General features: G+C 74.4%; 22 protein-coding genes. 9 read left to right on the plus strand and 13 right to left on the minus strand.

The window, feature by feature from the left end:
• The first annotated feature begins 58 nt into the window (after positions 1 to 58).
• Positions 59 to 1,219 (plus strand): Gfo/Idh/MocA family protein, encoded by a 1,161-nt coding sequence (locus ACIQPQ_RS15375; protein ID WP_401303851.1) that lies wholly within the window; start codon positions 59 to 61, stop codon positions 1,217 to 1,219.
• A gap of 43 nt (positions 1,220 to 1,262) precedes the next feature.
• Here the strand turns inward: ACIQPQ_RS15375 and ACIQPQ_RS15380 are convergent, their stop codons facing one another.
• Entirely contained in the window at positions 1,263 to 2,294 is a 1,032-nt protein-coding gene (locus ACIQPQ_RS15380) for a LacI family DNA-binding transcriptional regulator (protein WP_401303854.1), read from the minus strand.
• Between the two features lie 158 nt (positions 2,295 to 2,452).
• Here ACIQPQ_RS15380 and ACIQPQ_RS15385 point away from each other — a divergent pair, with 158 nt between their 5' ends.
• From ACIQPQ_RS15385 to ACIQPQ_RS15395, 3 genes are all read left to right on the plus strand, one after another.
• Positions 2,453 to 3,709: a phytanoyl-CoA dioxygenase family protein gene (locus ACIQPQ_RS15385; protein WP_401303857.1), complete on the plus strand. Its 1,257-nt coding sequence runs from the start codon at positions 2,453 to 2,455 to the stop codon at positions 3,707 to 3,709.
• A 100-nt stretch (positions 3,710 to 3,809) separates the two neighbouring features.
• Positions 3,810 to 4,586: an SDR family oxidoreductase gene (locus ACIQPQ_RS15390; protein WP_401303860.1), complete on the plus strand. Its 777-nt coding sequence runs from the start codon at positions 3,810 to 3,812 to the stop codon at positions 4,584 to 4,586.
• Between the two features lie 62 nt (positions 4,587 to 4,648).
• Entirely contained in the window at positions 4,649 to 5,653 is a 1,005-nt protein-coding gene (locus ACIQPQ_RS15395) for a Gfo/Idh/MocA family oxidoreductase (RefSeq protein ID WP_401303862.1), read from the plus strand.
• Between the two features lie 118 nt (positions 5,654 to 5,771).
• On the opposite strand, the gene ACIQPQ_RS15400 is transcribed toward ACIQPQ_RS15395, so the two are convergent.
• Genes ACIQPQ_RS15400 through ACIQPQ_RS15410 form a run of 3 tightly spaced genes read right to left on the minus strand, consistent with a single transcriptional unit; the run spans position 5,772 to position 8,823 of the window.
• Positions 5,772 to 6,725, minus strand: coding sequence for an ATP-binding cassette domain-containing protein (locus ACIQPQ_RS15400; protein ID WP_383766389.1), 954 nt, complete (start codon positions 6,723 to 6,725; stop codon positions 5,772 to 5,774).
• A gap of 5 nt (positions 6,726 to 6,730) precedes the next feature.
• Positions 6,731 to 7,807: an ABC transporter permease gene (locus ACIQPQ_RS15405; protein WP_401303865.1), complete on the minus strand. Its 1,077-nt coding sequence runs from the start codon at positions 7,805 to 7,807 to the stop codon at positions 6,731 to 6,733.
• A complete protein-coding gene (locus tag ACIQPQ_RS15410; RefSeq protein WP_383766395.1) occupies positions 7,807 to 8,823 on the minus strand; it encodes a sugar ABC transporter substrate-binding protein in 1,017 nt (338 codons plus the stop codon). The genes ACIQPQ_RS15405 and ACIQPQ_RS15410 overlap by 1 nt, the downstream gene beginning before the upstream one ends.
• 325 nt (positions 8,824 to 9,148) lie before the next feature.
• Between ACIQPQ_RS15410 and ACIQPQ_RS15415 the strand changes: the two genes are divergently transcribed.
• A complete protein-coding gene (locus tag ACIQPQ_RS15415; RefSeq protein ID WP_401303868.1) occupies positions 9,149 to 9,934 on the plus strand; it encodes a GntR family transcriptional regulator in 786 nt (261 codons plus the stop codon).
• Positions 9,935 to 9,993: 59 nt separating this feature from the next.
• Here ACIQPQ_RS15415 and ACIQPQ_RS15420 read toward each other — a convergent pair whose 3' ends face one another.
• The 4 genes from ACIQPQ_RS15420 to ACIQPQ_RS15435 all read right to left on the minus strand — a co-directional run bounded on the left by ACIQPQ_RS15420 (position 9,994) and on the right by ACIQPQ_RS15435 (position 13,329).
• On the minus strand, positions 9,994 to 10,752 hold the full coding sequence (locus tag ACIQPQ_RS15420) for an SDR family NAD(P)-dependent oxidoreductase (RefSeq protein ID WP_401303870.1): 759 nt from the start codon (positions 10,750 to 10,752) through the stop codon (positions 9,994 to 9,996).
• A gap of 2 nt (positions 10,753 to 10,754) precedes the next feature.
• Positions 10,755 to 11,933, minus strand: coding sequence for an acyl-CoA dehydrogenase family protein (locus ACIQPQ_RS15425; protein ID WP_401303873.1), 1,179 nt, complete (start codon positions 11,931 to 11,933; stop codon positions 10,755 to 10,757).
• Between the two features lie 182 nt (positions 11,934 to 12,115).
• Complete coding sequence (locus tag ACIQPQ_RS15430; RefSeq protein WP_401303875.1) at positions 12,116 to 12,688, minus strand: TetR/AcrR family transcriptional regulator; 573 nt, start codon at positions 12,686 to 12,688, stop codon at positions 12,116 to 12,118.
• Positions 12,601 to 13,329, minus strand: coding sequence for an O-methyltransferase (locus ACIQPQ_RS15435; protein ID WP_401303878.1), 729 nt, complete (start codon positions 13,327 to 13,329; stop codon positions 12,601 to 12,603). Before ACIQPQ_RS15435 ends, ACIQPQ_RS15430 begins: the two co-directional genes overlap by 88 nt.
• A gap of 107 nt (positions 13,330 to 13,436) precedes the next feature.
• Here ACIQPQ_RS15435 and ACIQPQ_RS15440 point away from each other — a divergent pair, with 107 nt between their 5' ends.
• Positions 13,437 to 13,874, plus strand: a complete 438-nt coding sequence (locus tag ACIQPQ_RS15440) for a MerR family transcriptional regulator (protein WP_401303880.1) — start codon at positions 13,437 to 13,439, stop codon at positions 13,872 to 13,874.
• Positions 13,875 to 14,009: 135 nt separating this feature from the next.
• Here the strand turns inward: ACIQPQ_RS15440 and ACIQPQ_RS15445 are convergent, their stop codons facing one another.
• Positions 14,010 to 14,180 (minus strand): hydrophobic protein, encoded by a 171-nt coding sequence (locus ACIQPQ_RS15445; protein ID WP_383766414.1) that lies wholly within the window; start codon positions 14,178 to 14,180, stop codon positions 14,010 to 14,012.
• A 191-nt stretch (positions 14,181 to 14,371) separates the two neighbouring features.
• Here ACIQPQ_RS15445 and ACIQPQ_RS15450 point away from each other — a divergent pair, with 191 nt between their 5' ends.
• A complete protein-coding gene (locus tag ACIQPQ_RS15450) occupies positions 14,372 to 15,040 on the plus strand; it encodes a lytic transglycosylase domain-containing protein (protein ID WP_401303881.1) in 669 nt (222 codons plus the stop codon).
• Between the two features lie 326 nt (positions 15,041 to 15,366).
• The gene (locus ACIQPQ_RS15455; RefSeq protein WP_401303884.1) at positions 15,367 to 16,047 is read left to right on the plus strand and encodes a LuxR C-terminal-related transcriptional regulator; all 681 of its coding nucleotides are present in this window, start codon (positions 15,367 to 15,369) and stop codon (positions 16,045 to 16,047) included.
• A gap of 64 nt (positions 16,048 to 16,111) precedes the next feature.
• Here the strand turns inward: ACIQPQ_RS15455 and ACIQPQ_RS15460 are convergent, their stop codons facing one another.
• The 4 genes from ACIQPQ_RS15460 to lanKC form a co-directional block, all read right to left on the minus strand.
• Positions 16,112 to 17,992, minus strand: coding sequence for an ATP-binding cassette domain-containing protein (locus ACIQPQ_RS15460; protein ID WP_401303887.1), 1,881 nt, complete (start codon positions 17,990 to 17,992; stop codon positions 16,112 to 16,114).
• On the minus strand, positions 17,989 to 19,938 hold the full coding sequence (locus ACIQPQ_RS15465) for an ATP-binding cassette domain-containing protein (RefSeq protein WP_401303889.1): 1,950 nt from the start codon (positions 19,936 to 19,938) through the stop codon (positions 17,989 to 17,991). The genes ACIQPQ_RS15460 and ACIQPQ_RS15465 overlap by 4 nt, the downstream gene beginning before the upstream one ends.
• 127 nt (positions 19,939 to 20,065) lie before the next feature.
• Complete coding sequence (locus ACIQPQ_RS15470) at positions 20,066 to 20,194, minus strand: SapB/AmfS family lanthipeptide (RefSeq protein ID WP_383766428.1); 129 nt, start codon at positions 20,192 to 20,194, stop codon at positions 20,066 to 20,068.
• Between the two features lie 74 nt (positions 20,195 to 20,268).
• On the minus strand, positions 20,269 to 22,854 hold the full coding sequence (lanKC, locus tag ACIQPQ_RS15475) for a class III lanthionine synthetase LanKC (protein WP_401303893.1): 2,586 nt from the start codon (positions 22,852 to 22,854) through the stop codon (positions 20,269 to 20,271).
• A 336-nt stretch (positions 22,855 to 23,190) separates the two neighbouring features.
• On the opposite strand from lanKC, the gene ACIQPQ_RS15480 reads away from it, so the two are divergent.
• Positions 23,191 to 24,426, plus strand: coding sequence for a cytochrome P450 (locus ACIQPQ_RS15480; RefSeq protein WP_401303895.1), 1,236 nt, complete (start codon positions 23,191 to 23,193; stop codon positions 24,424 to 24,426).
• Positions 24,427 to 24,524 lie beyond the last annotated feature (98 nt).

The raw sequence follows: 24,524 nt of genomic DNA on the forward strand, positions 1-24,524 counted from the left end.
CCCAAAGGTGACCTGGACAGAATGACAGGACATGGATCGGGGCCGGAGGGCTGCTGCCGTGAGTGATGCGTCGCTGGGTGTCGCCGTGATCGGGTTCGGCTGGATGGGCCGGGTGCACACCCAGGCGTACGCGCGGGTCCGCCACCACTACCCGCGGCTCGGGCTGCGGCCGGAGCTGGTGACCGTGGTCGAGGAGGTGCCCGGCCGCGCCGAGGAGGCCGCCGCACGGTACGGCTTCGCCTCGGCGGCCCGCGACTGGCGGGAGGTGGCGGCCGATCCCCGGATCGGCGCGGTGAGCGTCACCGCGCCGAACTTCCTGCACCGCGAGATCGGCGTGGCCATGGCCGCGGCGGGCAAGCACCTGTGGATCGAGAAGCCGGTCGGACTGACCGCGCAGGACGCCCGCGCGGTCGCGGACGCGGTCGCCGCGGCGGACGTGCGGAGCGCCGTCGGCTTCAACTACCGCAACGCGCCCGCCGTCGAGGCCGCCCGCGACCTGATCGCCGCCGGGGACCTCGGCACCGTCACCCACGTCCGCGTCCGTCTGTTCAGCGACTACGCGGCCCATCCGGACGGCGCGCTGACCTGGCGGTACGAGCGGGCGCGCGGCGGCAGCGGGGTCCTCGGCGACCTGGCCTCGCACGGCGTGGACCTGGCCCGGTTCCTGCTCGGCGAGATCACCCGGCTCAGCGCCGACACGGCCGTGTTCGTGCCCGAGCGGGCCCGCCCGTCCGGCGCCACGGAAGGCCACACCCTGGCCACCGGCGGTGTCCTCGGCCCGGTCGAGAACGAGGACTACGTCAGCTGCCTCCTGCGTTTCGCCTCCGGCGCGCGCGGCGTCCTGGAGGCGAGCCGTGTCGCGGTCGGCGAGCAGAACAGCTACGGCTTCGAGGTGCACGGCACGCGCGGCGCGGTCTCCTGGGACTTCCGGCGTATGAACGAGCTGGCGGTGAGCCGCGGGACGACGTACCAGGACCAGCCGGTCAGCACGGTCCATGTCGGCCCCGGCGCGGGCGAGTTCGGCGCCTTCCAGCCCGGCGCGGCCAACGCGATGGGCTACGACGACCTCAAGGTCATCGAGGCGTACCGCTTCCTGCGGTCGATCGAGGAGGGGAAGCCGTACGGCGCGACCGTCGCGGACGCGGTCCGGGCCGCCGCCGTCCTGGACGCGATGACCGTCTCCGCCCGCGAGGGCCGCTGGGTCACCCCGGCCGACTGAGACCGGCCGACCGCCGGGCGCCCCGGACGCACGTACCCGCGGCTCAACCCACCACCGCCGTAGGCATGTTGTACGGCGTGACGACCTGGATCGCGGACGGCAGCACCGGTCCGGCGGGCGGCAGCGCGCCGTGCGCCCGCATCACCACGTGGCAGGCCTCGCGCAGATCCTGCCGCAGGTCGTGGTGGAGGACGGCGGAGAGGCGGTGCTCGCGCAGCAGGCGGGTGTTGTCGTGGTCGAGGTCGTGGGCGACGAACACCTCGCAGGGGCGGCCGAGGTCCTCGAAGGCGCGGAGGGTGGCGATGTTGCCGCCGCCGATGGAGTAAACGGCGCGGATCTCCGGGTCGCGGACGAGGGCGGCGCGGACCAGGTCGTACTGGGTGGCGTCGAGGCCCTGGCCCTCGGCGATCTCGACGAGGGCGCGCCCCGGCTGCCGGGCCCGCATGGCGCCCCGGAAGCCCATCTCGCGCTCCTCCTCGTTGCGGAAGAAGCCGCTGCTCAGGCTGGTGAGGACGTTGCCGGGCCGGTCGCCCAGCCACTGGCCCATGAGGTAGGCGGCGGTGGCCCCGGCGGCGCGGTCGTCGATGCCGACGTAGCCGAGGCGGGCGCTGGCGGGGAGGTCGGTGACGAGGGTGACGACCGGGATGCCGGCCGCGACGAGGCGGCCGACGGCCGCGGTGACCTCGGGGACGTCCGGCGCCTTCAGCAGGACGCCCTGGGAGCCGCGCCGGGCGATCCGGTCCAGGACGGCCGTCAGCTCGGCGGCCGGGCCGGTCTCGCGGAAGTGGAACCGGGAGCGCAGCACCGCCGGACGCAGGGAGGGCAGTTCGGCCTCCAGGGCGGCCCGGACGGCGGTGGTGAACCGTTCGGGGGCCTGCGCGACGACGTCGATCATGAAGGTACGGCCGACGAGGCGGACCTGGGTGCGCTGCCGGTCGAGGTCGGCGATGGCCCGCCGCACCTCCTGCTCGGTGGAGGCGCGCACCCCGCCGCGGCCGTTGAGGACACGGTCCACGGTGGCCTCGCTGAGGCCCGCCTGACGTGCGATCTCACGGATCGGGAAGGGGTGGCCCACCGCGCGCTCCTGAAGGGTCGTCCCCGGTCGGGCCGGGGCTGTCGTTGAGGGGTTTTTGATGGATCGCTGCTGGTTGTTCGACGGGTTTGTACTGACAAGAATGGCAGAACCACCGGCCCCGTCGGAGCCGTACGGCCTCAGTCACCGAAGGGACGACGATGTCCTCGACCTCCGCCACCCCCGCGGCCCCCGCCACCCCCACCGCCTCTGCCTCCGCCTCCGCCTCCGCGGTCCCCGCCCCCCTGCCCGCCGCCCGCTACACCGGGCGCGACTGCGATCTCGCCGCCTTCCGGGACCTCGTGGAGCGCCCGGCGGACGGCTCGGGCCTGCCCGGACTTCCGGGTCTCTCCGGCTTCCCGCACGCCACCGCCGTCGAGGCGGGCGTCCTGCTGTACGACGGCGACCGGCTGCGGGCCGCCGACCCGTGGGAGGTCCGCGCCGAGCTGGTCCGCGCCCTGACCGACGGCCCCGGCGTCGTCGTCCTGCGGGGCGCCTACCCGGACCCGGCGGTCGTCGACCGGATGACCGCCGTCTTCGAGGCGCTGATCGCGGAGCAGCGGAGGGCCGGTGCGACGGCGGGCGACCACTTCGCTCCGCCGGGCGCCAACGACCGGGTGTGGAACGCCCTGGAGAAGGCGGCCCTCCACGACCCCGAGGCGTTCGCGGACTACTACGCCAACGATCTGCTCGCCCTGGTGTCGACGGCCTGGCTGGGCCCCGGCTACCAGGTGACCTCGCAGGTGAACGTGGTCAATCCGGGCGGATCCGCGCAGACCGCGCACCGCGACTACCACCTCGGTTTCCTCTCCGACGAGGCCGCGGCCGCCTATCCGGCGCACGTGCACCGCCTCTCCCCCGTGCTCACGCTCCAGGGCGCGGTCGCGCACTGCGACATGCCGGTGGAGTCGGGCCCGACGCTGTACCTGCCGCACTCGCAGAAGTACGGGCCCGGCTACCTCGCCTGGCGGCGGCCGGAGTTCCGGGCGTACTTCGAGGAGCGGCACGTCCAACTCCCCCTGGCCAAGGGCGACGCCGCGTTCTTCAACCCGGCGCTGTTCCACGCGGCGGGCGCCAACCGCTCGGCCGGCGTCCGGCGCACGGCCAATCTGCTCCAGGTGTCCTCCGCGTTCGGGCGGGCGATGGAGACCGTCGACCGGGAGGCGGTGGCGAACGCCGTGTACCCGGTGCTGCTGCGGCGGGCCGCCGACGGCGCGGACCCGGCCTGGCTGGACCGGGTGGTCGCGGCGAGCGCCGAGGGCTACCCGTTCCCCACCAACCTCGACAGCGACCCGCCGGTCGACGGCCTCGCCCCGCCCGCGCAGGCCGACACCGTACGGCGGGCGCTGCGCGAGGCGTGGACGCCGTCGGCGCTGCGCGAGGCCCTGCGGGCGGGCGCCGAACGGCGCGCGAGCTGACCGTCCCGCACCGAGACGGGCGGGCCGGCCGGCGACCGGGCCGACCGGCGCCGGCGGAGAACAGGAAGTCGGCGGAGAACAGGAAGAGGACAGGCGACACATGGGACTTCTCGACGACAAGGTCGTCCTCGTCAACGGCGGCAGCCAGGGCGTCGGCGCGGCCGTCGCGCGGGCCGCGGTCCGCGCGGGCGCGGCCGTGGCGGTGACCGGCCGCCGTGCGGAGCCGGGCGAGGCGCTGGTGGCGGAGCTGACGGCGGCGGGCGGCACGGCCGTGTTCGTCCGGGCCGATCTCGCCGACGCCGAGCAGGCACGGGACTCCGTGGCCCGGACGGTGGCGGTGTACGGCCGGGTGGACTGTCTGGTGAACTCCGCCGGGCTGACCGACCGGGGCACGCTCCTCGACACCACGCCCGAGCTGTTCGACCGGCACATCGCGATCAACCTGAGGGCGCCGTTCTTCGCCATGCAGGCCGCGGTGGCCGACATGACGGGCCGGGGCGCGCCGGGCACGGTCGTCAACGTCATCACCAGTTCGGCCCACGGCGGGCAGCCGTTCCTGGCGCCGTACGTCGCCGCCAAGGCCGGGCTGATCGGCCTGACCCGCAACGCGGCGCACGCCCACCGCTTCGACCGGGTCCGGATCAACGGCCTGAACATCGGCTGGACGGCGACCGAGGGCGAGGACGCCACCCAGCGGGCCTTCCACGGCGCCGGGGACGACTGGCGCGACCAGGCGGCGGCCCGGCTGCCGATGGGGCGGCTCGGGCAGCCGGACGAGATCGCCGACTTCGTGGTGTTCCTGCTGTCCGACCGGTCCGGGGTGGTCACCGGCTCGGTGATCGACTGGGACCAGAACGTCCTCGGCGCCCTCGACTGACCTCCCGTTCTCCGCGCAAGCCCTCCCGCTCATCCCCGTACGACCTCAAGGAGCTGCACCCCATGCGTATCGGCATCCTCGGCCTCGGCCGTATCGGCGCGTTCCACGCCGAGACCCTTTCCGGACTCGACGCCGTCGGGTCGCTCGTCGTCGCCGACCCGTTCGCGGAGGCCGCGAAGGCCGCCGCCGAGCGGTTCGGCGCCGAGGTCGCCGACTCGCCCGAGGCGGTGCTCGCCGCCGGGGTGGACGGGGTGGTGATCGCCGCGGCGACCGACGCCCACCCGGAGCTGATCCGGGCCGCGGTCGCGGCGGGCGTCCCCGTGTTCTGCGAGAAGCCCGTCGCCCGCACCATGCCGGAGGGCCTGGCCGTGCTGGCGGCGGTACGGGACGCGGGGGTGCCGATCCAGATCGGCTACAACCGGCGTTTCGACACCGGGTTCGTCGCCGCGCGGGCGGCGGTCGCCTCGGGCGAGCTGGGCACCCTGCACACCGTACGGTCGACGACGCTGGACCCGGCGCCGCCGCCCGCCGCGTACGTCGCCGCCTCGGGCGGCATCTTCCGGGACTGCTCGGTGCACGACTTCGACATCATCCGCTGGGTGACCGGCCGCGAGGTGGCCGAGGTGTACGCGGCGGGCGGCAACCGGGGGGCCGAGTACATCCGGGAGGCGGGCGACGCCGACACGGTCGGCGCGGTCCTCGTCCTGGACGACGGCACCCTCGCGGTGGTGTCCAACTCCCGCCACAACGGACGCGGTTACGACGTCCGTATGGAGATCCACGGCTTCCGGGACTCCATCGCGGTGGGCCTGGAGGACCAGTTGCCGCTGCGCTCGGTGGAGCCGGGGGTGACGTTCCCGGCGGGCACCCCGCACGACTTCTTCATGGACCGCTTCACCGCCGCCTACCGCGCCGAACTCACCGCGTTCACCGAGGTGGTGGCCGGTACCCGCACCTCGCCCTGCACGGTGGAGGACGCCCTGGAGGCGGGCTGGATCGCGGAGGCCTGCACGCTGTCGCTGCGTGAGCACCGGCCGGTGACGGTCGCGGAGGTCCGCGCCGGGTGACCCGGCCGGGGGCGGCTCCGGCCGCCCCCGGCTCCGTACGCGCACGAAGGAGCGGCCCGCCGGGAGCAGATCCCCGCGGGCCGCGCTCAGGTGTCCGGCCGAGGGCCGAACCCGGTTCCTACGGTGCCTTCTTGACCCCCGTCGTGCCGCCCGCCGTGCCGTCGCCGCCCGGAGCGGACGCCGCACCGAGGTCGGCCTCCTCCGGGAGGCCCCCGGTGTCCACTCCGCGCACCTGCGACAACTCGTGCTTGAGGGCGGCGAGTTCGGCGCCGCCCGCCATGTGGTTGGTGAGTTCCTCCAGGCTGACCCGGCTGCGGTCGGCGGAGAGTTCGAGGGTGCCGAGCCGCAGCACGCTGAAGTGGTCGCCGACCATGTAGGCGTGGTGGGGGTTGTGGGTGATGAAGATGACGCCGAGGCCGCGGTCGCGGGCGGCGGCGATGTACTTCAGCACCACCCCGGACTGCTTGACGCCGAGGGCGGCGGTGGGCTCGTCGAGGATGAGGACGCGGGCGCCGAAGTGCACGGCGCGCGCGATGGCGACACACTGGCGCTGGCCGCCGGAGAGCGTGCCGATGGGCTGTTCGAGGTCGTCGAGGACGATGCCCATGTTGCGGAGTTCCTCGTCGGCGGTCCGCTTCATCCGGTCGATGTCGAGCCGCCGGACGGGCCAGGGGCCCTTGGTGAGTTCGGAGCCGAGGAAGAAGTTCCGCCAGACCGGCATCAGGGGCACCGTGGCGAGGTCCTGGTACACGGTGGCGATGCCTCGGTCGAGGGCCTCGCGCGGGGTGCTGAAGCGGACGGGCTCGCCGTCCACCAGGAACTCGCCCTCGGTGTGCTGGTGCAGCCCGGAGACGATCTTGATGAGGGTGGACTTGCCCGCGCCGTTGTCGCCGAGCACGCAGGTGACCCGGCCGGGCCGGACCGCGAGGTCGACGCCGTGCAGGGCGCGGACGTTGCCGTACGCCTTGCCCGCGCCGCGGAGTTCGACGAGCGGGCGCCCGCCGTCCGCGCCGGGGTCGGCGGGGGTGTCGGGGAGGACGGCGCCATGGGTGCCGTCGGTCGAGTTCGTCACGGGGGTCACCTCCGGGTCGCCGTGCGCTGGACCCACAGATTGATGAGGACGGCGCCGAGGAGCATCACGCCGAGGAAGGCCTTGAACCAGTCGGGGTTCCAGCCCGCGTAGACGATGCCCTGCTGCACCATGCCGAACATGAAGGCGCCGAAGACGGGGCCGATCGCGGAGCCGTAGCCGCCGGTGAGGAGGCAGCCGCCGATGACGGCGGCGGCGATGTAGATCAGTTCCTGGCCGACGCCCTCGCCGGACTGCACGGTGTTGAACGTGAACAGCTGGTGCATGCCGACGAACCAGGCGCCGAAGCCGACCAGCATGAACAGGGAGATCTTGGTGAAGGCGACCGGTACGCCGACCGCCCGCGCGGAGTCCTTGTTGCCGCCGACGGCGAAGATCCAGTTGCCGTACTTGGTGCGCAGCAGCACCCAGGTGGCGAGGGCGGCGAACACCAGCCACCACACGATGGTGATCTTCACCTGGACGCCGCCGACCTCGAAGGAGGACGCGAAGACCTTCTTGGCCTGGGAGAAGCCGTCCATGTCGCTGATGTCGTCGGTGGCGACGTTCCCGGTGACCAGTTTGGTGACCGCCAGGTTGACGCCCTGGAGGATCAGGAAGGTGCCGAGGGTGACCAGGAAGCTGGGCAGCCCGGTCCGCATCAGCATCCAGCCGTTGAACGCGCCGATCGCCAGCGAGGCGATCAGGGCGACGATCACACCGACCCAGACGTTCATGCTGAGTTGGTAGCTGATCATGCTGGCGGTGAGCGCCGAGGTGATGACGGCGACACCGGCCGACAGGTCGAACTCGCCGCCGATCATCAGCAGGGCGACGGGCAGCGCCATGATCCCGATGGTCGAGGACTGGTACAGGATGTTCGCCATCGAGCTGCCGTCGCGCACCGGGGGCGCGGCGATCAGGAAGAACACGTACACGGCGGCGGCGCCGAGGAAGACGCCCACTTCGGGGCGGGCCAGCAGCCTGCGCGCCAGCGGGCGGGCGGTGGTGCGCCCGTCCGCGGGCTGCGGGCCGGGGACCGGCGGCGCGGTGGCCGCCGGTCCGTCCTGCCGGGTGGTACTCATCACCGGGTGCCCTTCGCGGCGTAGGCGGCGACGGCCTCGACGTTGGACTTGTCGACGAAGGCCGGGCCGGTCAGGACGGGCTGTTCGCCGCCGCCCATGTAGTTGCCGTTGTTCTTGTAGAGCCACAGCGAGTCGACCGCGAGGTAGCCCTGGAGGTAGGGCTGCTGGTCGACGGCGAACTGGATGGTGCCCTTCTGGATGGCGCCGGTCAGTTCCTTGTTGAGGTCGAAGGTGGCGATCTTCGCCTTGCTGCCGGTCTCCGACACCGACTGCACCGCGGTCAGCGCGAAGGGGGCGCCGAGGGCGACGACGTAGTCGATGGAGCTGTCCGTCTTGAGCTTGGCGGAGATCGTCGACTTCACGGACGGCATGTCGGTGCCGTTGACGAAGAGGGTCTCGGTGGTGCCGGAGAAGGTCTTCTTGACGCCGTCGCAGCGCTGGGTGAGGCCGATGTTGCCCTGTTCCTGGACGATGCAGACGACCTTCTTGGCGCCCTCGGTGTTGAGGCGGTTGCCGAGGGCCACGCCGGCGACGGTCTCGTCCTGCCCGAAGAACTCCGTGAGGCCGAGCTTCTTCCAGTCGCTGACCCCGGAGTTGAGGCCGACGACGGGGATCTTCGCGGCCGTCGCCTTGGCCACGACCTCCTTGAGGGCGTCGGGCTTGGCGAGGGTGACGGCGATGCCGTCGACCTTCTGGTCGATGGCGTTCTGCACCAGGTTGGCCTGGTTGCCCGCGTTGGGGTCGGCCGAGTAGACGAGCTTGACGTTGTCCTTGGCGGCGGCCGCCTCGGCGCCCTTGCGGACGATGTCCCAGAAGGTGTCGCCGGGCGCCTGGTGGGTGACCAGGGCGACGGTCATCCGGGGCGTGGTGGCCTTGCCCGCGGAGGCCCCGCCCCCTCCTTCCTCGGCCTTCTTGCCGCCGGAGCTGCTGGAGCAGCCCGCGACGGTCAGGGCGACCGCCGCGGCCAGGGCCACGGCCGGGGCGATTCTGCGGGAGCGGGAGGGAGAGCTGTCCATCTTTCCTGCACCTCACTGTGCGACAGGTGAACGACGGCGAGAGGCGTCGATCGGGTGAATCCGGGCCCGGGACCTGCCAGGCGTCGGGGAACTGCGTCAGCGCTGTTGGGACGCGATCCAATCCCGCGCCGCGCCCCCTGTCAATACTTTGTTAAGACATCATTTCACAAGCAGGTCCGAATGTAAGAACAAACCATTGACAGGGCGGTCCCGCGGCTCTACACCTGAGAGGGCCCGTCCACCCCGCGACCTCTACCCCGCGCCCCCGGACGTCACCCGCGGCCCGCGCGTCACGTGCGTCACCCGCCACCCCCAGGAGATGCCGATGCCGAAGACCGGCGACCGCTCCCGCGCCGCGACCGCCTCCCCGCTGGACACGCTGCCCTTCGCCCTCGACCGCGCCAGCCCGGTCCCGCTCTACCACCAGCTGGCGCAGCAGCTGGAGGCGGCGATCGAACAGGGGGCCCTGGCGCCCGGCAACCTGCTGGGCAACGAGATCGACCTGTCGACCCGGCTCGGCCTGTCCCGCCCCACGGTCCGGCAGGCCATCCAGTCCCTGGTCGACAAGGGCCTGCTGGTGCGCCGTCGCGGCGTCGGCACCCAGGTGGTGCACAGCCAGGTCCGGCGACCGCTCGAACTCAGCAGCCTCTACGACGACCTGGAGACCGCGGGGCAGCGCCCCACCACCCAGGTCGTCCGCGACGAGCAGGTCCCCGCGACCGCCGAGATCGCCGCCGCCCTGGGCGTCCCCGAGGGCACCGGGGTGACGCTCCTGGAGCGGCTGCGCCGCACGCACGGCCAGCCGGTGGCGTTCCTGCGCAACTACCTGCCCCCGACCCTGCCGGAACTGGACACCGCGCGACTGGAGTCGACGGGCCTGTACCGGCTGCTGCGCGCGGCGGGCGTCACCCTGCACAGCGCCCACCAGACCGTCGGCGCCCGCTCCGCCACGGCCGACGAGGCGGTCCTGCTGACGGAACGGACGGGGGCGGCCCTGCTGACGATGCGGCGCACGGCGTACGACGACACGGGCCGTCCGGTCGAGTACGGGACGCACATCTACCGCGCGTCCCGCTACTCCTTCGACTTCCAGCTCCTGGTCCGGAGTTGACGGCGCCCCCGCTCGACACACCGGGCGCCGTCCGTCGCTGACGGTCCGTCACTCCCGGTTCAGCGCGGGGCCATCCGCAGCGCGCCGTCCATGCGGATCGTCTCGCCGTTGAGGTAGTCGTGGTCGACGATCGAGAGGACGAGCTTGGCGTACTCCTCGGGCCGGGCGAGGCGGCGCGGGAAGGGGACGCCCGCGGCGAGCCCGGCGCGGAACTCCTCGGACACGGTGGCCAGCATCGGGGTCTCCACGATGCCGGGGGCGATGGTGCACACACGGATGCCGTACTGGGCGAGGTCGCGGGCGGCGGGCAGGGTGAGGCCGACGACGCCGCCCTTGGAGGAGGAGTAGGCGGCCTGCCCGACCTGGCCGTCGTAGGCCGCGATGGAGGCGGTGTTGACGACGACGCCGCGCTGCCCGTTCTCGTCGGCCTCGGTCTCGGCGATGACCTCGGAGGCGAGCGCGAGGACGGTGAAGGTGCCGACCAGGTTGATCTGGATCACCTTGGCGTACAGGGCCAGGTCGTGGACGCCCTTCTTGCCGAGGATCCGCATGGAGGGTCCGATGCCGGCGCAGTTGACGACCGTGCGCAGCGGCACGCCCGATCCGGCGGCGGTGGCGACGGCGGCCCGCACCTGCTCGGGGTCGGTGACGTCGGCGGCGACGTAGGTGACACCGGGCACCTCGGGTGCCTGGTCGACGCCGTCCTTGAGGTCGAGGGCGAAGACCCGGGCGCCGGACTCGGCGAGCGCCTTCGCGGTGGCGGCGCCGAGACCGGACGCACCGCCGGTGACGAGGGCGGCGGTGTGGTCGAGCTGCATCATCACTCCTTGCCGAGGACGGTGAGCGCACCGCCCTCGTTCCGGTCCAGCGCACGGGAGATGATCATGCGCTGGATCTGATTGGTTCCTTCGAAGATCTGCATGACCTTCGCCTCGCGCATGTAGCGCTCGACGGGGAAGTCACGGGTGTATCCGTACCCGCCGAGCACCTGCACGGCGTCGGTCGTCACCTTCATGGCGTTGTCGGTGGCGACCAGTTTGGCGATGGAGGCCTCGCGGGTGAAGGGCAGGTCCAGGTCCTTGAGGCGGGCGGCGGCGAGCGCGGTGGCGCGCGCCGACTCGATCGCCGCGCCCATGTCGGCGAGGACGAACGCCAGCCCCTGGTGCTCGATGATCGGCTTGCCGAAGGTCTCCCGCTCGCGCGCGTAGCGCACCGCGTGGTCGAGGGCGCCCTGGGCGAGGCCGGTGGCGACGGCGGAGATGCCGAGGCGGCCGCAGTCCAGCGAGGCGAGCGCGATCTTCAGGCCCTGCCCCTCCTCTCCGATCCGCCGGTCGGCCGGCACCCGGACGTCGTCCAGGCGCATGGTGGCGGTGGCCGACCCGGTCAGCCCCATCTTGCGCTCCGGCGGGTCGGCGCTGAGACCCGGCGTGTCGGCCGGGACCAGGAAGCAGGAGATGCCGTGGGCGCGGTCGTCGGAGGTGCGGGCCATGACCGTGTAGAAGTCGGCGTACCCGCCGTGCGTGGTCCAGGCCTTCGCGCCGTTGAGGACGTACTCGTCGCCGTCGCGGACCGCGCGGGTGAGCATGGCCGCCGGGTCGGACCCGGCGTGCGGCTCGGAGAGGCAGTACGCGCCGAGCAGTTCCCCGCCCAGCAGGTCGGGGAGCCACCGCGCGCGCTGCTCGTCGGTGCCGAAGCGGGCGAGCGGGAAGCAGGAGAGCGCGTGCACCGAGATCCCGACCGCGACGCTCGACCAGACGGCGGCGACCTCCTCGATGACCTGGAGATACACCTCGTACGGCTGGCCCGCGCCGCCGTACGCCTCGTCGAACGGCAGTCCGAGCAGGCCGCTGCGGCCGAGGGTGCGGAAGACGTCCCGCGGGAACGTCCCGTCGGCCTCCGCGTCGGCGACCCGGGGTGCCAGCTCCTTGGCGGCGAGGGTGCGCGTCAGCTGGATCAGCTCGACGGCCTCCTCGGTCGGCAGCGCGCGTGTGGCGGGCATCGGGACCTCCCCGGAGTGGCACCGGTACGGAATGATACGGAGAACGGTACGAACGTATCATCCAGCGTACGCCTCGGGGGTGCACGCGGACAGGCGCATCGGGGTGCGGAAACGGGTTTCTCCGGGCCTGCGGACCTCCCGGCCTCCCGGCCTGCCGGTCTCCTGGTCTCCTGGTCTCCTGGTCAGGAGGAGACGGCGTGGACGATCAGGGAGGCGAGCTGCTCGTAGGCCTCCGCGTCGGAGAGCCCGGTGCGGGTCTTCAGCTCGCCCTGCTGGATCTGGCGCATGGTGGCCGCGGCGACCTCGCCGACGAAGGCGGTGTGGACCTCGCGGAAGGCGCCGCCGGAGACGCCCTCGGCGATCAGACCGCGCACCCGCTCCGCGGCCATCCGGGTGTTCGCCTCGTACACCTCGCCCGCGGGCGGGAACGCGGCCACGTCGTCGAGGAAGCGGCGGGAGAGCGGGCGCAGCTGTTCGGCCACGGCCGTGAGGTAGACGCGGACGCGGTCGGAGGGGTCGGCGGTCTGCGCCACGCGCTTCTCCACCGCCTCGGTCGCCTGCCGGAAGTAGTGCTTGACCGCCTCCACCACCAGGCCCTGCTTGCTGCGCGCGAGCTGGTAGAGGGTGGTCTTGGAGCAGCGCAGCCGGACGGCGAGGTCGTCCAGGGTCAGCTCCGCGAACCCTTCCGCAGTGAGCAGCGCGACGAGTCGTTCCAGGAGGTCGGCCTGTCGGGCGGTGCGGCGGGGGGACGGCATGATCCCAGCCTAGCGGCGCCGTCGACCGGCCCCGCCGGGCCCTCGGCGGCCTTGACGCACAGGGCGGTCTCCCCCATCGCGTGGGTGCGCCACCTGTCCGGATCGGCGAGGTCGTCGGTGACGGCGCGCTCGGGGCCGAGGATCAGGTTGCCGACGACGAGGGTCCCGCCGGGCCGCAGCAGGGCGTGCAGTCGTCGTACGACGTCGGCGGTGGGCGTGAACCCGTCGAAGAAGGCGAGGTCGTAGGCGCCGGGCGGGAGGGTGCCGAGGACGGTCTCGGCGGTGCCGTGCAGGACCTCGACCCGGTCGGCGAGCCCGTGGTCCGCGATCTGCTGCCGGGCCAGTCCCACGTGGGTGCCGTCCCGCTCGACCGTCTCCACGCGTGCGCCCGGCGCGGCGTGCGCCATGGACAGGGCGGTGTAGCCGAGCGCGGTGCCCACCTCGACGACCCGCCGGGCGCCGACGGCGGCGGCGAGGGTCGCCGGGAGCGTGCCGTCGCCGTAGGCGAAGGCCCCGCACCGGTGCCGCCGCCGGTGCCGCCGGGTCGCGGCCAGCACGTCGGCGAACGGGTCGGCCACGTCGAGGGGGTGCCGCAGCGCGGCGAGGGCCGCCACGGCGACCGGACGGAACCTGCGGATCACGAGCACTCCTCACACCCGGCGACGGCACCGCGTCGGGCCGCCGCGCCCTGCGGCTACGGTGGCACTTGAACCGGACTTCAAGTCAACGCGCCGCCGGGAGGCCCCCGTTGCCGGACCGCCCGCCCGACCTTCTCGACATCGGCGAACTGGCCGCGCGCACCGGAGTCGCCCCCTCGGCGCTGCGCTATTACGAACGCCTGGGCCTGCTCACCCCGTACGGCCGCGACGGACTGCGCCGCACCTACCGCCCCGAGGCCCTCGACCGGGTGGCCCTGATCCTCGGGGCCCGCGCCACCGGCTTCTCCCTCGCCGAGGTGGCCGCGGTCCTCGCCGCCGGACGCGCCGAGGTACGGGACCTGCTGGCCGCCCAGTGCGCCGACCTGGACACCCGCATCGCCGCCCTCACCGCCGCCCGCACCCGCCTCGCCCACGCCCTGACCTGCCGCGCCCCGTCCCTCCTCGACTGCCCGACGTTCCGGGAGGCGGTACGGGAAGGGCTGCCGGGGGGTGGGGGCGGAGGAGGGACAGGGCGGCGCGGGGGGTGACCGTCGGCCGGGGGCCCGGATAGGGGGCCTCCACGCCCGAAAGGGGGCCCTTGCGGGCCCCCTTGTCGTGTACTGCCGGCCGTCAGGCTGGGCGGCCGTTCGTGCGCGCTCCGGTCGCGGCGGCGCCGCTGCCGGTCACCAGCGGTACCAGCGGCCCTTGCGGCCACCGCTTCCGGCGGGCCGGACGACGAAGCCCAGCACCCACAGCACCAGCACGATGACCGCGATCCACCACAGTGCCTTCAGGGCGAAACCCGCACCGAAGAGGACCAGGGCCAGCAGAAGAACGAGCAAAAGGGGAACCATATGTATCAACCTCCTGACCATCGATTGCCCCCGCACTCACCGAACACGCCCTCATATTCGATCGTTTCTCCGAGGAACTGACGGGCATTCGCATTGGTCGCCCGAGGCGGGCGGCGGCGTCCCCGCCCAGGACTCATGCGGGGCCGCGCGGGCACCAGGACCCACGACGACGAAGAAAGGCAGTACGCACCGTGCCCCTCGACGCGACCCCGCCCGCCCCGGCCACCCCACCGGCCCCGGCGGCCCCCGCGGTCCCACCGACCGCGCCCACCCCGCCCCTGCGGCCCGCCCGCTACGACCCCGCCGACTACGCGCCGTGCGTGCGGGAGAGCGCCGCCGAGGCCGGGGTCTCACCGGTGCTGGTGATGGCCGTCCTGCACAACGAGGCCTACAAGCCGCACCACCCGCTGATGGAGCGGCTGTGGCAGTGGTGGAAGCCGGGGGCGTCGTTCGGGGTCGGCAACATGCACCGGGCCGCCTTCGAGGAGGTGCGGCGCGCGCACGGACTGGCGGCGCGCTGGCAGGACCTGCGCGACGACCCCGCGTTCGCGATCCGGGTCGTCGCCCTCCACCTCGCCGACCTCGACCGGCGGCTGCCCGAACGGCACACCCGCCGCTGCACGCGCGACGAACTCCTCGCTCTCGGCTACAACGCGGGCGAGCGCAACATGCGCGCCTTCGCGCGCGGCGTGCCGCCGGGGCCGATGGCGCGCTCGTACCTGCGACGCCTGCGCGCCCACCGGCGGCACGCGGAGGAGGCCCTCGCCGGTGCCCCGTCCGCGCACGCCGATACGTCGTCCCCTCCGTCGGCCGACGCCCCGGCCGCCCCGCACGTCCCACCCGCACCGCACGCCACCTGAGCCCCACCCGGAGCGACGGGATCGCGCCGATCGGGGGTGCGCCCGCGGCCGGAACTCGCCCCCTCCTCCCGCGGCCCGTCCGGCGGCGCGGTGCGGGCCGGTGCGGCGGGCGGGCGCGTCACCAGGGACGACGCGCCGGTTCGCGGGCGGCACACGCCCCCTCGGCGGGGGCGCGCGGGGAGCGGGGGGCGCGCGGGAGAGTCGGGGGCGCGCCACTGCCGGGTGGCGTACGTGGTTCCGCGCCGACCACCTTGGGAAGCCGGATGGGTGACCATACGGATACCCGGCGTGTTCGGTCCGGGGTCCGCCAACGGGAGGGGACGGCCATGACCACGGTGCTCGTGCTGCACAGTGTCAGCCTGATGCGATCGGCGCTGGAGGCGCTGCTGCGGACGGAGACCTCGTTCGACGTGAGAGCGACCGGCTGGCGGTCGGTCCGGGAGCACGCGGAGTACACGGGGCACGCCGGGCACGCGGAGTACGCCGGGTACCCGTGGTATCCGGCGCACACCGGCGGGAGCGGTCCGGACGTCTGTCTGGTGGACCTCGACTGTCCGGACGCGCGGCTGCTGTTAGAGGACGGTGCGGGTGCCGGGAGGGCGCCCGGGGAGGCCGTGGTGCCGGGCGCGGGGCTCGTGGTCCTGGCGTCGGCGCGACGGCCGGGGGCGCTGCGCCGGGCCTTCGAGGCGCGGGCGCTGGGCTTCGTGGACAAGTACGGCTCGGCGCAGCGGCTGATCAAGGGCATCACGGAGGTCGCGGCGGGCGGGCGGTTCGTGGACGACTCGCTCGCCTACGGCTTCCTGGAGGCGTCCCGGATGCCGCTGACGGCACGGGAGCTGAGCGTCCTCTCGCGGGCCGCCGAAGGGGAGTCGGTGGCGGAGATAGCGCGCGGGCTGCACCTGTCCAACGGCACGGTGCGCAACTACATGGCCTCCGCGACGCGGAAGGTCGGGGCCCGCAACCGCATAGACGCGATACGCATCACGCGCGGCGCGGGCTGGGTCTGACGTTCCTTCCCCGGACCGGTCCGCCCTGTAGGCGGATCGTTCCGGCACCGCCCGGGACGGGCCGTCAGGACCGGGCGGCCGGGCGGGTGTCCGCCCCACCCGCATCCGCGCCCGCGTCGGCGGCCTCGGCACCGGCCCCCATGTCCGTCTCCGCGTCCCAGCGGCCGACCAGGTCCCGGTACAGCTCCGACCGCCCCAGCAGGACGTCGTGCGGGGCGCACAGGGCGCGGTCGCCGTCGAGGACGAGGACGCGGTCGGCGCGTACGGCCGAGCTGATGCGGTGGGCGACCAGCACCAGGGTGCCGGGGCGGGCGGCCAGCGCCCGTTCGGCGCGTTCCTCGGTGTCCGGGTCGAGATGGCAGGTGGCCTCGTCCAGGAGGAGGAGGGGCGCGGGAGAGAGGTGGGCGCGGCCGAGGGCCAGGTGCTGGCGCTCCCCCGGTGAGAGACGGCGCGGGTCCACCACGCCGTCCAGGCCGCCGAGGCGCCGTACGAGGCCGTCCAGGTCCAGGGCGCGGACGGTGCGGTCGAGGTCGGCGCGGGTGGCGTCGGGACGGAGGTACGCCAGGTTCTCGGCGACCGTGCCGGTGAGGACGTACGCCTGCTGGGGCAGGAGCGTGCGGCGCAGGAGCCGGTCGGGCGGGCCGCCGGGGCCCACCGGGGCGCCCGCGACCCGGATCGAGCCGGTGGCGGGGGTGAGGGTCCCGGCGAGCAGCGCGGTGAGGGTGGACTTGCCGATGCCGCTCGGTCCGACGACCACCAGGTGCTCGCCCGGCGCCACGGTGAGGTCCAGGTCGCGCAGGACGGGGCGGGCGGCGGGTCCGTACGCGAAGGTGACCCCGCGCAGTTCGGCGGCGGGCGCCCGACGGGGCGGCCGGGACGGGGCGCCGGGCGGCGGGGCCGGTCGCGGGCTCGGTGGGGTGTCGGGGCGGGTGGTGAAGCGGTCGAGGACGATCAGGAGGCGCGTGCCGGCCGTGCCGAAGGCGGTCATCAGCTCGTGCAGCGCGGGCAGCAGGGCCTGCACCAGGTAGGTGAGGGCGCCGAGGAGGGCGCCCGCGGTGAGCCCGCCGTCGAGCAGCCAGGGGGTGGCCGCGAGCAGCGCCACCACGGGCAGGCGGCCCGCCGCGCCGAGGGCGAGCGTCCGTACGGCCGCCCACCGGGCGAGGGCGCGCGCGAGCCGTTCCTGGGCGGCGATCAGGCGGCCGGTGTCGGCGGCCGTGCGGGGCCCGGCGCCGCAGGCCGCGATGTCGCGGAGTCCGGCGCCGATCCGTCCCGCCCGCGCGGCCAGCGCCTCGTCGGCGTCCAGGCAGGCCCGCTGGGCGGCGGCCATGGGGGGAAAGGTGGCGGCGAACAGGAGCAGCCCGGCCAGCAGCGGGGGGACGACGACGAGGAGCAGCGCGGGGGCGAGCGCGGCCAGGCCGAGCAGCGCGCCTGCGGCGGTGAAGACGAACGAGCGGGCGGTCAGGACGAGTCCGGCGAAGCTGTCGCGGGCCATCTCGGTCTGGTGGGTGAGCCGGGACACCGCGGCGGTCGGGTCGGCGCGGGCGGGGTCGGCGAGGGCGGCGCCGAGCGCCTGGTCCACCGCCCGCCGCACCAGGCCGTCCCGGAACGGCTCGACCAGCCCGGCGAGCGCGCCGAAGACGCCCCGGACCGCGAGGCCGCCGAGGAACGTGGCGCCCGCGGCGACGGCGAGCCAGAGCAGGCCGGTGCCGGTGCGTCCGGCGAGGAAGCCGTCGTCGAGGGCGCGGGCGACGCCGTATCCGGAAAGGAAGGTCTGCGCGGCCTCCAGCAGGGACCACCCGGCGAGGGCGAGGAGGACCCGCCCGCGCCCGCGCAGGAACCTCCGCCCCTCGGGCAGTACCCGGCGCAGGGCGCCCCGCTCGCTGTCGCGCCCCCGGCGGACGCGGCGGAGCCCCCTGCGCGGAGCGGCGTCTTCGAGCGTGGTCACCGGGCCTCCTCGGGGGGTGCGGGAGGTGCCGTGGTCGGCGGTCGCCCGCCGGGTGCCGCGTGTCCGGGGTCCGGGCCCGTTGGGTGCCCGCCCGCCGCGAACAGCGCGCGGTAGGCGGGGTTGCGCCACAGGTCGTGGTGGGGGCCGGTGGCGCGGACGCGGCCGGTGTCCAGCCAGACGACCAGGTCGGCGGCGGCCGCGGTCGACAGGCGGTGGGCGACGAGGATGCGGGTGCCGGGGCGGACGTCGCGGGCGAGGGCGCGTTCCACCTCGCGCTGGGTGACCGTGTCGAGGCCGGACATCGCGTCGTCCAGCACGAGCAGCCGCCCGGCGTGCGCGAACGCCCGTGCCAGGCCGAGGCGTTGGCGTTCGCCGCCGGACAGGGGCGCGTCGTCGAGGAGGGTGTCGTAGCCGTGCGGGAGGCGGGTGACGAACGGGTCGGCGCCCGCCGCGCGCGCCGCGGCCCGCACCTCGTCCGGTGTCGGGGTCACGGCGCCGAAGGCGACGGCGTCGGCGACGGTGGCTCCGAGGAGGGCGGGCCGTGCGAAGGCGTGTCCGACCGCGCGGCGCAACTCCCCCTCGTCCAGCCGGTCCAGGGGCACGCCGTCGAGCAGGACGCGGCCCTCGTCGGGGTCGGTGAGCCGCCCCGCGACGGCGGCGAACGCCGACTTGCCCGCTCCGGAGCGGCCGACGACGGCGACGGTTGTCCCGCCGGGCAGGGTGAGGGTGACGTCGTCCAGGACGCGCACCCCGTCCTGCCCGTTACCGACGCCCCGGAGTTCGAGCGTGCCGGGGCCGTCGGCGGGCAGGGTGAGCGGTCCGTGGGCGACCGGGGGCAGCACGGTCGGCGCGGCGCTGCGGCGGGCCGCCGCGCGGCCCCTGACCAGGGTGGCGAGCACCCCGGCCACCGCGCCCGCGCCCGCCGCCAGCGCCGCGTACCGGGAGGCCGCGACCAGGTCGCCGACGTCCAGGTGCCCGGCGGCGAGCCGGACCCCGCCGACGGCCAGGACGAGGCAGACGAGGAGCGGCATCAGCACCCCGCCGCGGGCGACGGCACGGCCGTAGACCCGCCACATCGCGCGGCCCTCGGCGCCGAGGAGGGGCAACCCGGCGAGGACGCGCCGCCGTTCACGGTCGGCGGTGCCCGCGGCGGCGACGGTGTGGGCGCCCGCCAGCACCTCGGCGAGCCGGTCGGCCATGTCGGCCTGGACGCGCTGGTAGCGGCCCACGGCGAGGGACGACGAGCGGGCGAACGCCCGCAGCAGGAGCACCAGCAGCGGGACGCCGAGCAGGAACGCGGCGGCCGTCCACCCGTCGATGAGGGCCAGCGCGGCCAGGGCGCCCAGCGGGGGCAGTACGGCGGCCAGGGCGCCCGCGGCGGCGGCCGGGACGGTGCCCGCCTCGGCGGCGTTGGCGGTGAGCCGGGTGGCGAGGTCGCCAGGGGCGAAGCGGGCCCCGGCCCGGTGGGGGTCGGCCCGCAGCAGCCCGTCGAGCGCGCGCAGGCGCAGCCAGGCAGCGGAGCGGGCGTCGACCGTACCGGCGAGGACGGCGGTCGCGGCGTCGAGGACGATCTCCGCGACGACGAGCCCCGCGCACAGCACGACCCAGGGGCGCGCGCCGGGGTCGTGGGCGAGGAGCAGGTCCAGGGCGTGGCCGAGGACGGCGGGTTCGGCGAGGGTGACCAGCGCCGAGGCGAGGGAGCAGAGGAGGACCGCGAGGGCGTGCCCGCGGCTGTGCCGGAGGGCGCCGCGCAGGGCGCGGTCGCGGGCGGCGAGGGTGGCGGGGGTGTCGTCGGGGTCCGTGGCCGGGGCGGCGTCCGTGGCGGTGGACGGGGTCGCCCGCGGTGCCGTGGCGGAGGGCGCCTCCGGGTCCTCGTCGCGGGCGCCGTCCGGGGCGGGCGGGGCGGGGGCCGGGTCCTGGGCCGGGGCGTCCGGGACGGAGGTCATCGCGGAGGTGTCCTCCCCCTGAGGAGCGGCGGGAGCGGCGGGAGCGCGTCCTTGCGGGCCGCCCGCGGGGGCGGCGGCCGAAGGCCGGCCCGCGCGGCACAGGGCCGCGCGGAACCGGCCGACGGATCTAGTTGCAGGTCGTGATGGAGAGGCTGCTGTCGCCGCAGAGCAGCAGGCTGGCGCGGCTGCCGGTGGCGACGTCGCCGGTGGCCTCTTCCTTCGGGGTGTCCATCGACTGGAGGTCGAGCAGCGTCATGGTCGTTTCCTTTCGGTGATGGGGACGGTGAGCGGTCCGCACGGACGTGTGCGGGGTGGTGCGGGTGGTGCTGTTCACGGTCCCTGGGTGGGACCGGCCTGGGGCCGCCGCCGGAGCGGCGGGAGGAACGGCAGGTGCACGTCTCCGTCGGAGGCGGCGCTGCCGAGGGCGAGGAGGCAGCCGGCGGTGCCGGTCGCGAGGTCCATGGAGAGCCGCATCATCTGCTCGCCGGGGAAGGCGAGTTCACCCCGGTAGGGCACGGCGTGCCGGGCGAGGGCGTCGATCTGGCGGCGTACGTCGTGCGGGGCGGTGCCGGGGCCGGGCGCGGTGGTGCGGCTGAGGTGCAGCACCATGCCGGCGGCGCCCCGGAAGAGTCCGGGCTGGGCGTAGAAGGTGGCCTGCGCGGCCTGGACGATCTCCCGCCGGGACACGTCGAGTTCGGGGCCGGGGCGGTGGGCGGCGTAGTCGTCGAGCACCATGCCGATGCCGACACTGCCCGCGCCGAGGTACGGCATGGTCCGCCAGCCCTCGTCGACCTGGAGGGTGCCGTAGGCGCCGTGCACGCAGTGGGCGAGGTCGCGCCGCAGGGCGTCGCCCGCCAGGTCCAGGAGGGCGGTGTCGCCGGTGCGTTCGTGGAGGCGGAGGAAGAGCAGGGCCGCTCCGGACGCCCCGTACAGCAGTCCGGCGCGGGTGATCCGGGGGACGGCGTCGGCGACCAGCTCGGCGCACCGCAGGGCGGCGTCGTGGAGGGCGGGGGTGCCGGTGGTGGCGGCGAGGGAGTCCAGGGCGAGTCCGATGCCCGCGAGCCCGCCGTGCAGGTCGGGGGCGATGCCCTCCAGGGCCCGGCCCCGCATCAAGTCGGCGAGTTCCAGGGCTTGTTCGGGGTGGCCGAGGCGGTCGAGGGTCCAGGCGATCCCGGCGAGGCCGTCGTAGAAGCCGAAGGGGGTGCCGGACTCCGGTTCCTTGGTGCGGCGCAGCAGCCACTCCTCGGCCTGGGGGTGCGGGGGCGCGCCGGTCTCGGCGAGGACGTGGAGGACGCCCGCGGTGCCGTAGCCGAAGGTGGCGCCGCCGCTCGCGGTGGCGAACTGGGCGATGTCGCCGGGGAAGCAGCGGTCCTCGCGGTCGGGGGTGGCGGAGGAGAGCACGGCGCGGACCAGGGAGTCGCGGCTGCGCGGCCAGTCGCCGGGCGGGACCGGCAGGTACGGTCCGGGCGGCGGGGGCTCGGTGCCGCGGGTGATCTCGGCGACCGCCTCGTCCAGGAACGCCCGGTCGACGGGGAACTGTTCGGCGGCGATGTCGGCGAGGTGGCGGGCCTTGCCGGGGTCGAGCGGGAGGAGGCTGGTCAGCGGCAGGAAGAGGGCGAGGCGCAGACAGGCCAGGGCGTAGGTGTCGACGTCGAAGCCGCGCCGGTCGGCGGGGGCGACGAAGCCGGGGTTGGCGACGGTCTGGCGGCGGCCCTCGTCGATGTGCGCGGCGGCCTCGAAGTCGAGCAGGGCGACGGTCTGTTCGTCCTCGGAGACCATGATGTTGAAGAGGTGGAGGTCGTTGAAGACGACCCCGCGGGCGTGCACGGCGCGCACCGCGTCCTCGACGAGTCCGTGGATGCGCAGCGCCCAGGCGGTGTAGTCGGCGAGGGCCTGCGGGCTCGGGTCGGCGTCGATGAGCGGGTGGCGGCGGGCGAAGAAGGTGTTGAGGGGCTTGCCCTCCAGGAACTCCATCGCCAGGAAGTGGTGGTCGCCGACGGTGAAGGTGCCGAGCGGTTCGGGGGTGCAGCCGAGCCCCGACAGCCGTTCCAGCGCGGCCTGTTCGCGGCGCAGCCGGGTCACCGCGTCGGCGCCGTCGGCGGCGAGCCCGGCGTGCGGGCGGGCCTCCTTGAGGACGACCTTCGCACCGGTGGCCCGGTCGCGGCCGAGGTACACGCCGCCGCCGTTGGAGAAGTGCAGCGCGCTCTCGACGGTGCAGGGCAGCTCGGCCACGGTGACCGCGGCGCGGGCGGCGAGGTGCGGCGCGAGGAAGGCGGGGGGCTCGATCCAGTCGGGCAGTTGGAAGACGGGGCCGCGCACGTCGGGAACGAGCCGCCCGTCGGGGCGGGCGACGGCGGGCCGCAGTTCGCCGTCGGCGTCGTAGCAGTGGCGCAGCGTGAAGCTGCCGTAGCGGACGTGCACGGGGCCGGCGCCCCAGCGCAGGTCGCTGAGGATGTACGGTCCGGGCTCGCCGTCGAGGAGGGCGGCGAGGTCGTCCGCGGTGCGGGCGCAGTGGGCGTCGTCGGACGGGTACACGGTGATGAACTTGCCGCTCGCGGCGCGGTCGGCGTACTTGGCGTTGCGCTGGTGCAGCAGGTAGCGGCTGGGCACGAACTTGTACGCGATGCCGTGCTGTTGGCAGTAGGCGGCGACGCGGTCGAGGACCGGCTCGGCGTTGCCGAGGCAGGCGGAGACGTGGATCTTCCAGCCCTGCGCGGGGAGTTCGTGGTCGACGGGGCGCAACGCCAGCCAGTCGCCGCTGCGGTGGCGCCGCCAGCCGTCGGGGACGGGGGCGAGGGCGGCGGCGTACTGCGCCGACCTGCGGTCGGCCGTGCCGTCCGGGTCCGTGGTGAGCCGGTGGGGCGCGTCGTAGAAGTGGCGGTCGGCGTCGCAGAAGACGGCGTATCCCTTGTTCACGTCCACTCCCTCGCTTCCCCTGCTCGCGGTGGCCGGTACCGGCGTGCTGCCGGACCGACGAGGAAGACGGTGTCATCCGCCGGGGAGGCCCGGACAGTCACACACGTCAGCAACCGGCCGTGCGAAACGCACAAGAAACGGGCCCGCGACGCGAGCGCCATGTTCCGTCCGGCGGACGGCTGTTCGAGATCCGGCCGAGGGCCTGACCGGGGACGTCGCAATTCGGTCGGTGGCCGATCGGCAAGCGTTCAACTTCGGCCAGGACTGGCCTGTATGAGTCCCCGGAAGATCAATAGCCTGACAAGGAAGCAGGACCTCACACCTTTTAGGAGTTCCGTGTCGACCGCGCAGCAGGCACCCGACATCCTCTCGCCCGAGTTCGCCGAAGATCCCTACCCCGCCTATGCGGTGATGCGGGAGAAGAACCCGCTCATCTGGCACGAGGCCATGCAGAGTTGGATCATCTCCCGCTACGAGGACGTGGAGCGGGTCTTCAAGGACAAGAAGTCCGAGTTCACCACCGACAACTACGACTGGCAGATCGAGCCGGTGCACGGCAAGACGATCCTGCAACTGAGCGGGCGGGAGCACGCGGTGCGCCGGGCGCTGGTCGCCCCGGCCTTCCGCGGCAGCGACCTCCAGGAGAAGTTCCTGCCGGTGATCGAGCGCAACTCCCGCGAACTCGTGGACGGTTTCCGGCACACGGGGTCGGCCGACATCGTGGCCGACTACGCGACGCGCTTTCCGGTCAACGTCATCGCCGACATGCTGGGCCTCGACAAGGGCGACCACGACCGGTTCCACGGCTGGTACACCACCGTGATCGCCTTCCTCGGCAACCTCTCCGGCGACCCCGAGGTGGCCGCCGCCGGGGAACGCACCCGGACCGAGTTCGCCGAGTACATGATTCCGGTCATCCGGGAACGGCGCGACAACCTGGGCGACGACCTGCTGTCCACGCTGTGCGCGGCGGAGGTCGACGGCGTCCGGATGAGCGACGAGGACATCAAGGCGTTCTGCAGTCTGCTGCTCGCCGCGGGCGGGGAGACCACCGACAAGGCGATCGCGGGCATCCTCGCCAATCTACTGACGCATCCCGACCAGTTGGCGGCGGTCCGGGCCGACCGGAGCCTGATACCCGCGGCCTTCGCCGAGACCCTGCGCTACACCCCGCCGGTGCACATGATCATGCGGCAGTCGGCGACCGACGTGGAGGTGACCGGCGGCACCATTCCGGCCGGGGCGACGGTGACCTGCCTGATCGGCGCCGCCAACCGGGACGAGCGCCGGTTCCGCGAGCCCGACCGGTTCGACATCTTCCGCGACGACCTCACCACGACGTCCGCGTTCTCGGCCGCCGCCGACCATCTGGCCTTCGCGCTCGGCCGGCACTTCTGCGTCGGCGCGCTCCTCGCGAAGGCGGAGGTGGAGATCGGGGTGAACCAGCTCCTGGACGCCATGCCCGACCTGCGGCTCGCCGACGGCTTCGACCCGGTCGAGCGGGGCGTGTTCACCCGCGGCCCCCAGACCCTCCCGGTCCGCTTCACCCCGGTCGCCCCGGCCCGGCCGTAGCCCGGCAGGACCACGGCGCGGCCCCGACGAAGCCCCGCACGGCCTCGTACGCCCCGCACGGCCCCTGCGCCCCGCACGACCTCGCACCACCCGTACGG

The organism is Streptomyces sp. NPDC091281 (genome assembly GCF_044757425.1).
Classification (GTDB): Bacteria; Actinomycetota; Actinomycetes; order Streptomycetales; family Streptomycetaceae; genus Streptomyces.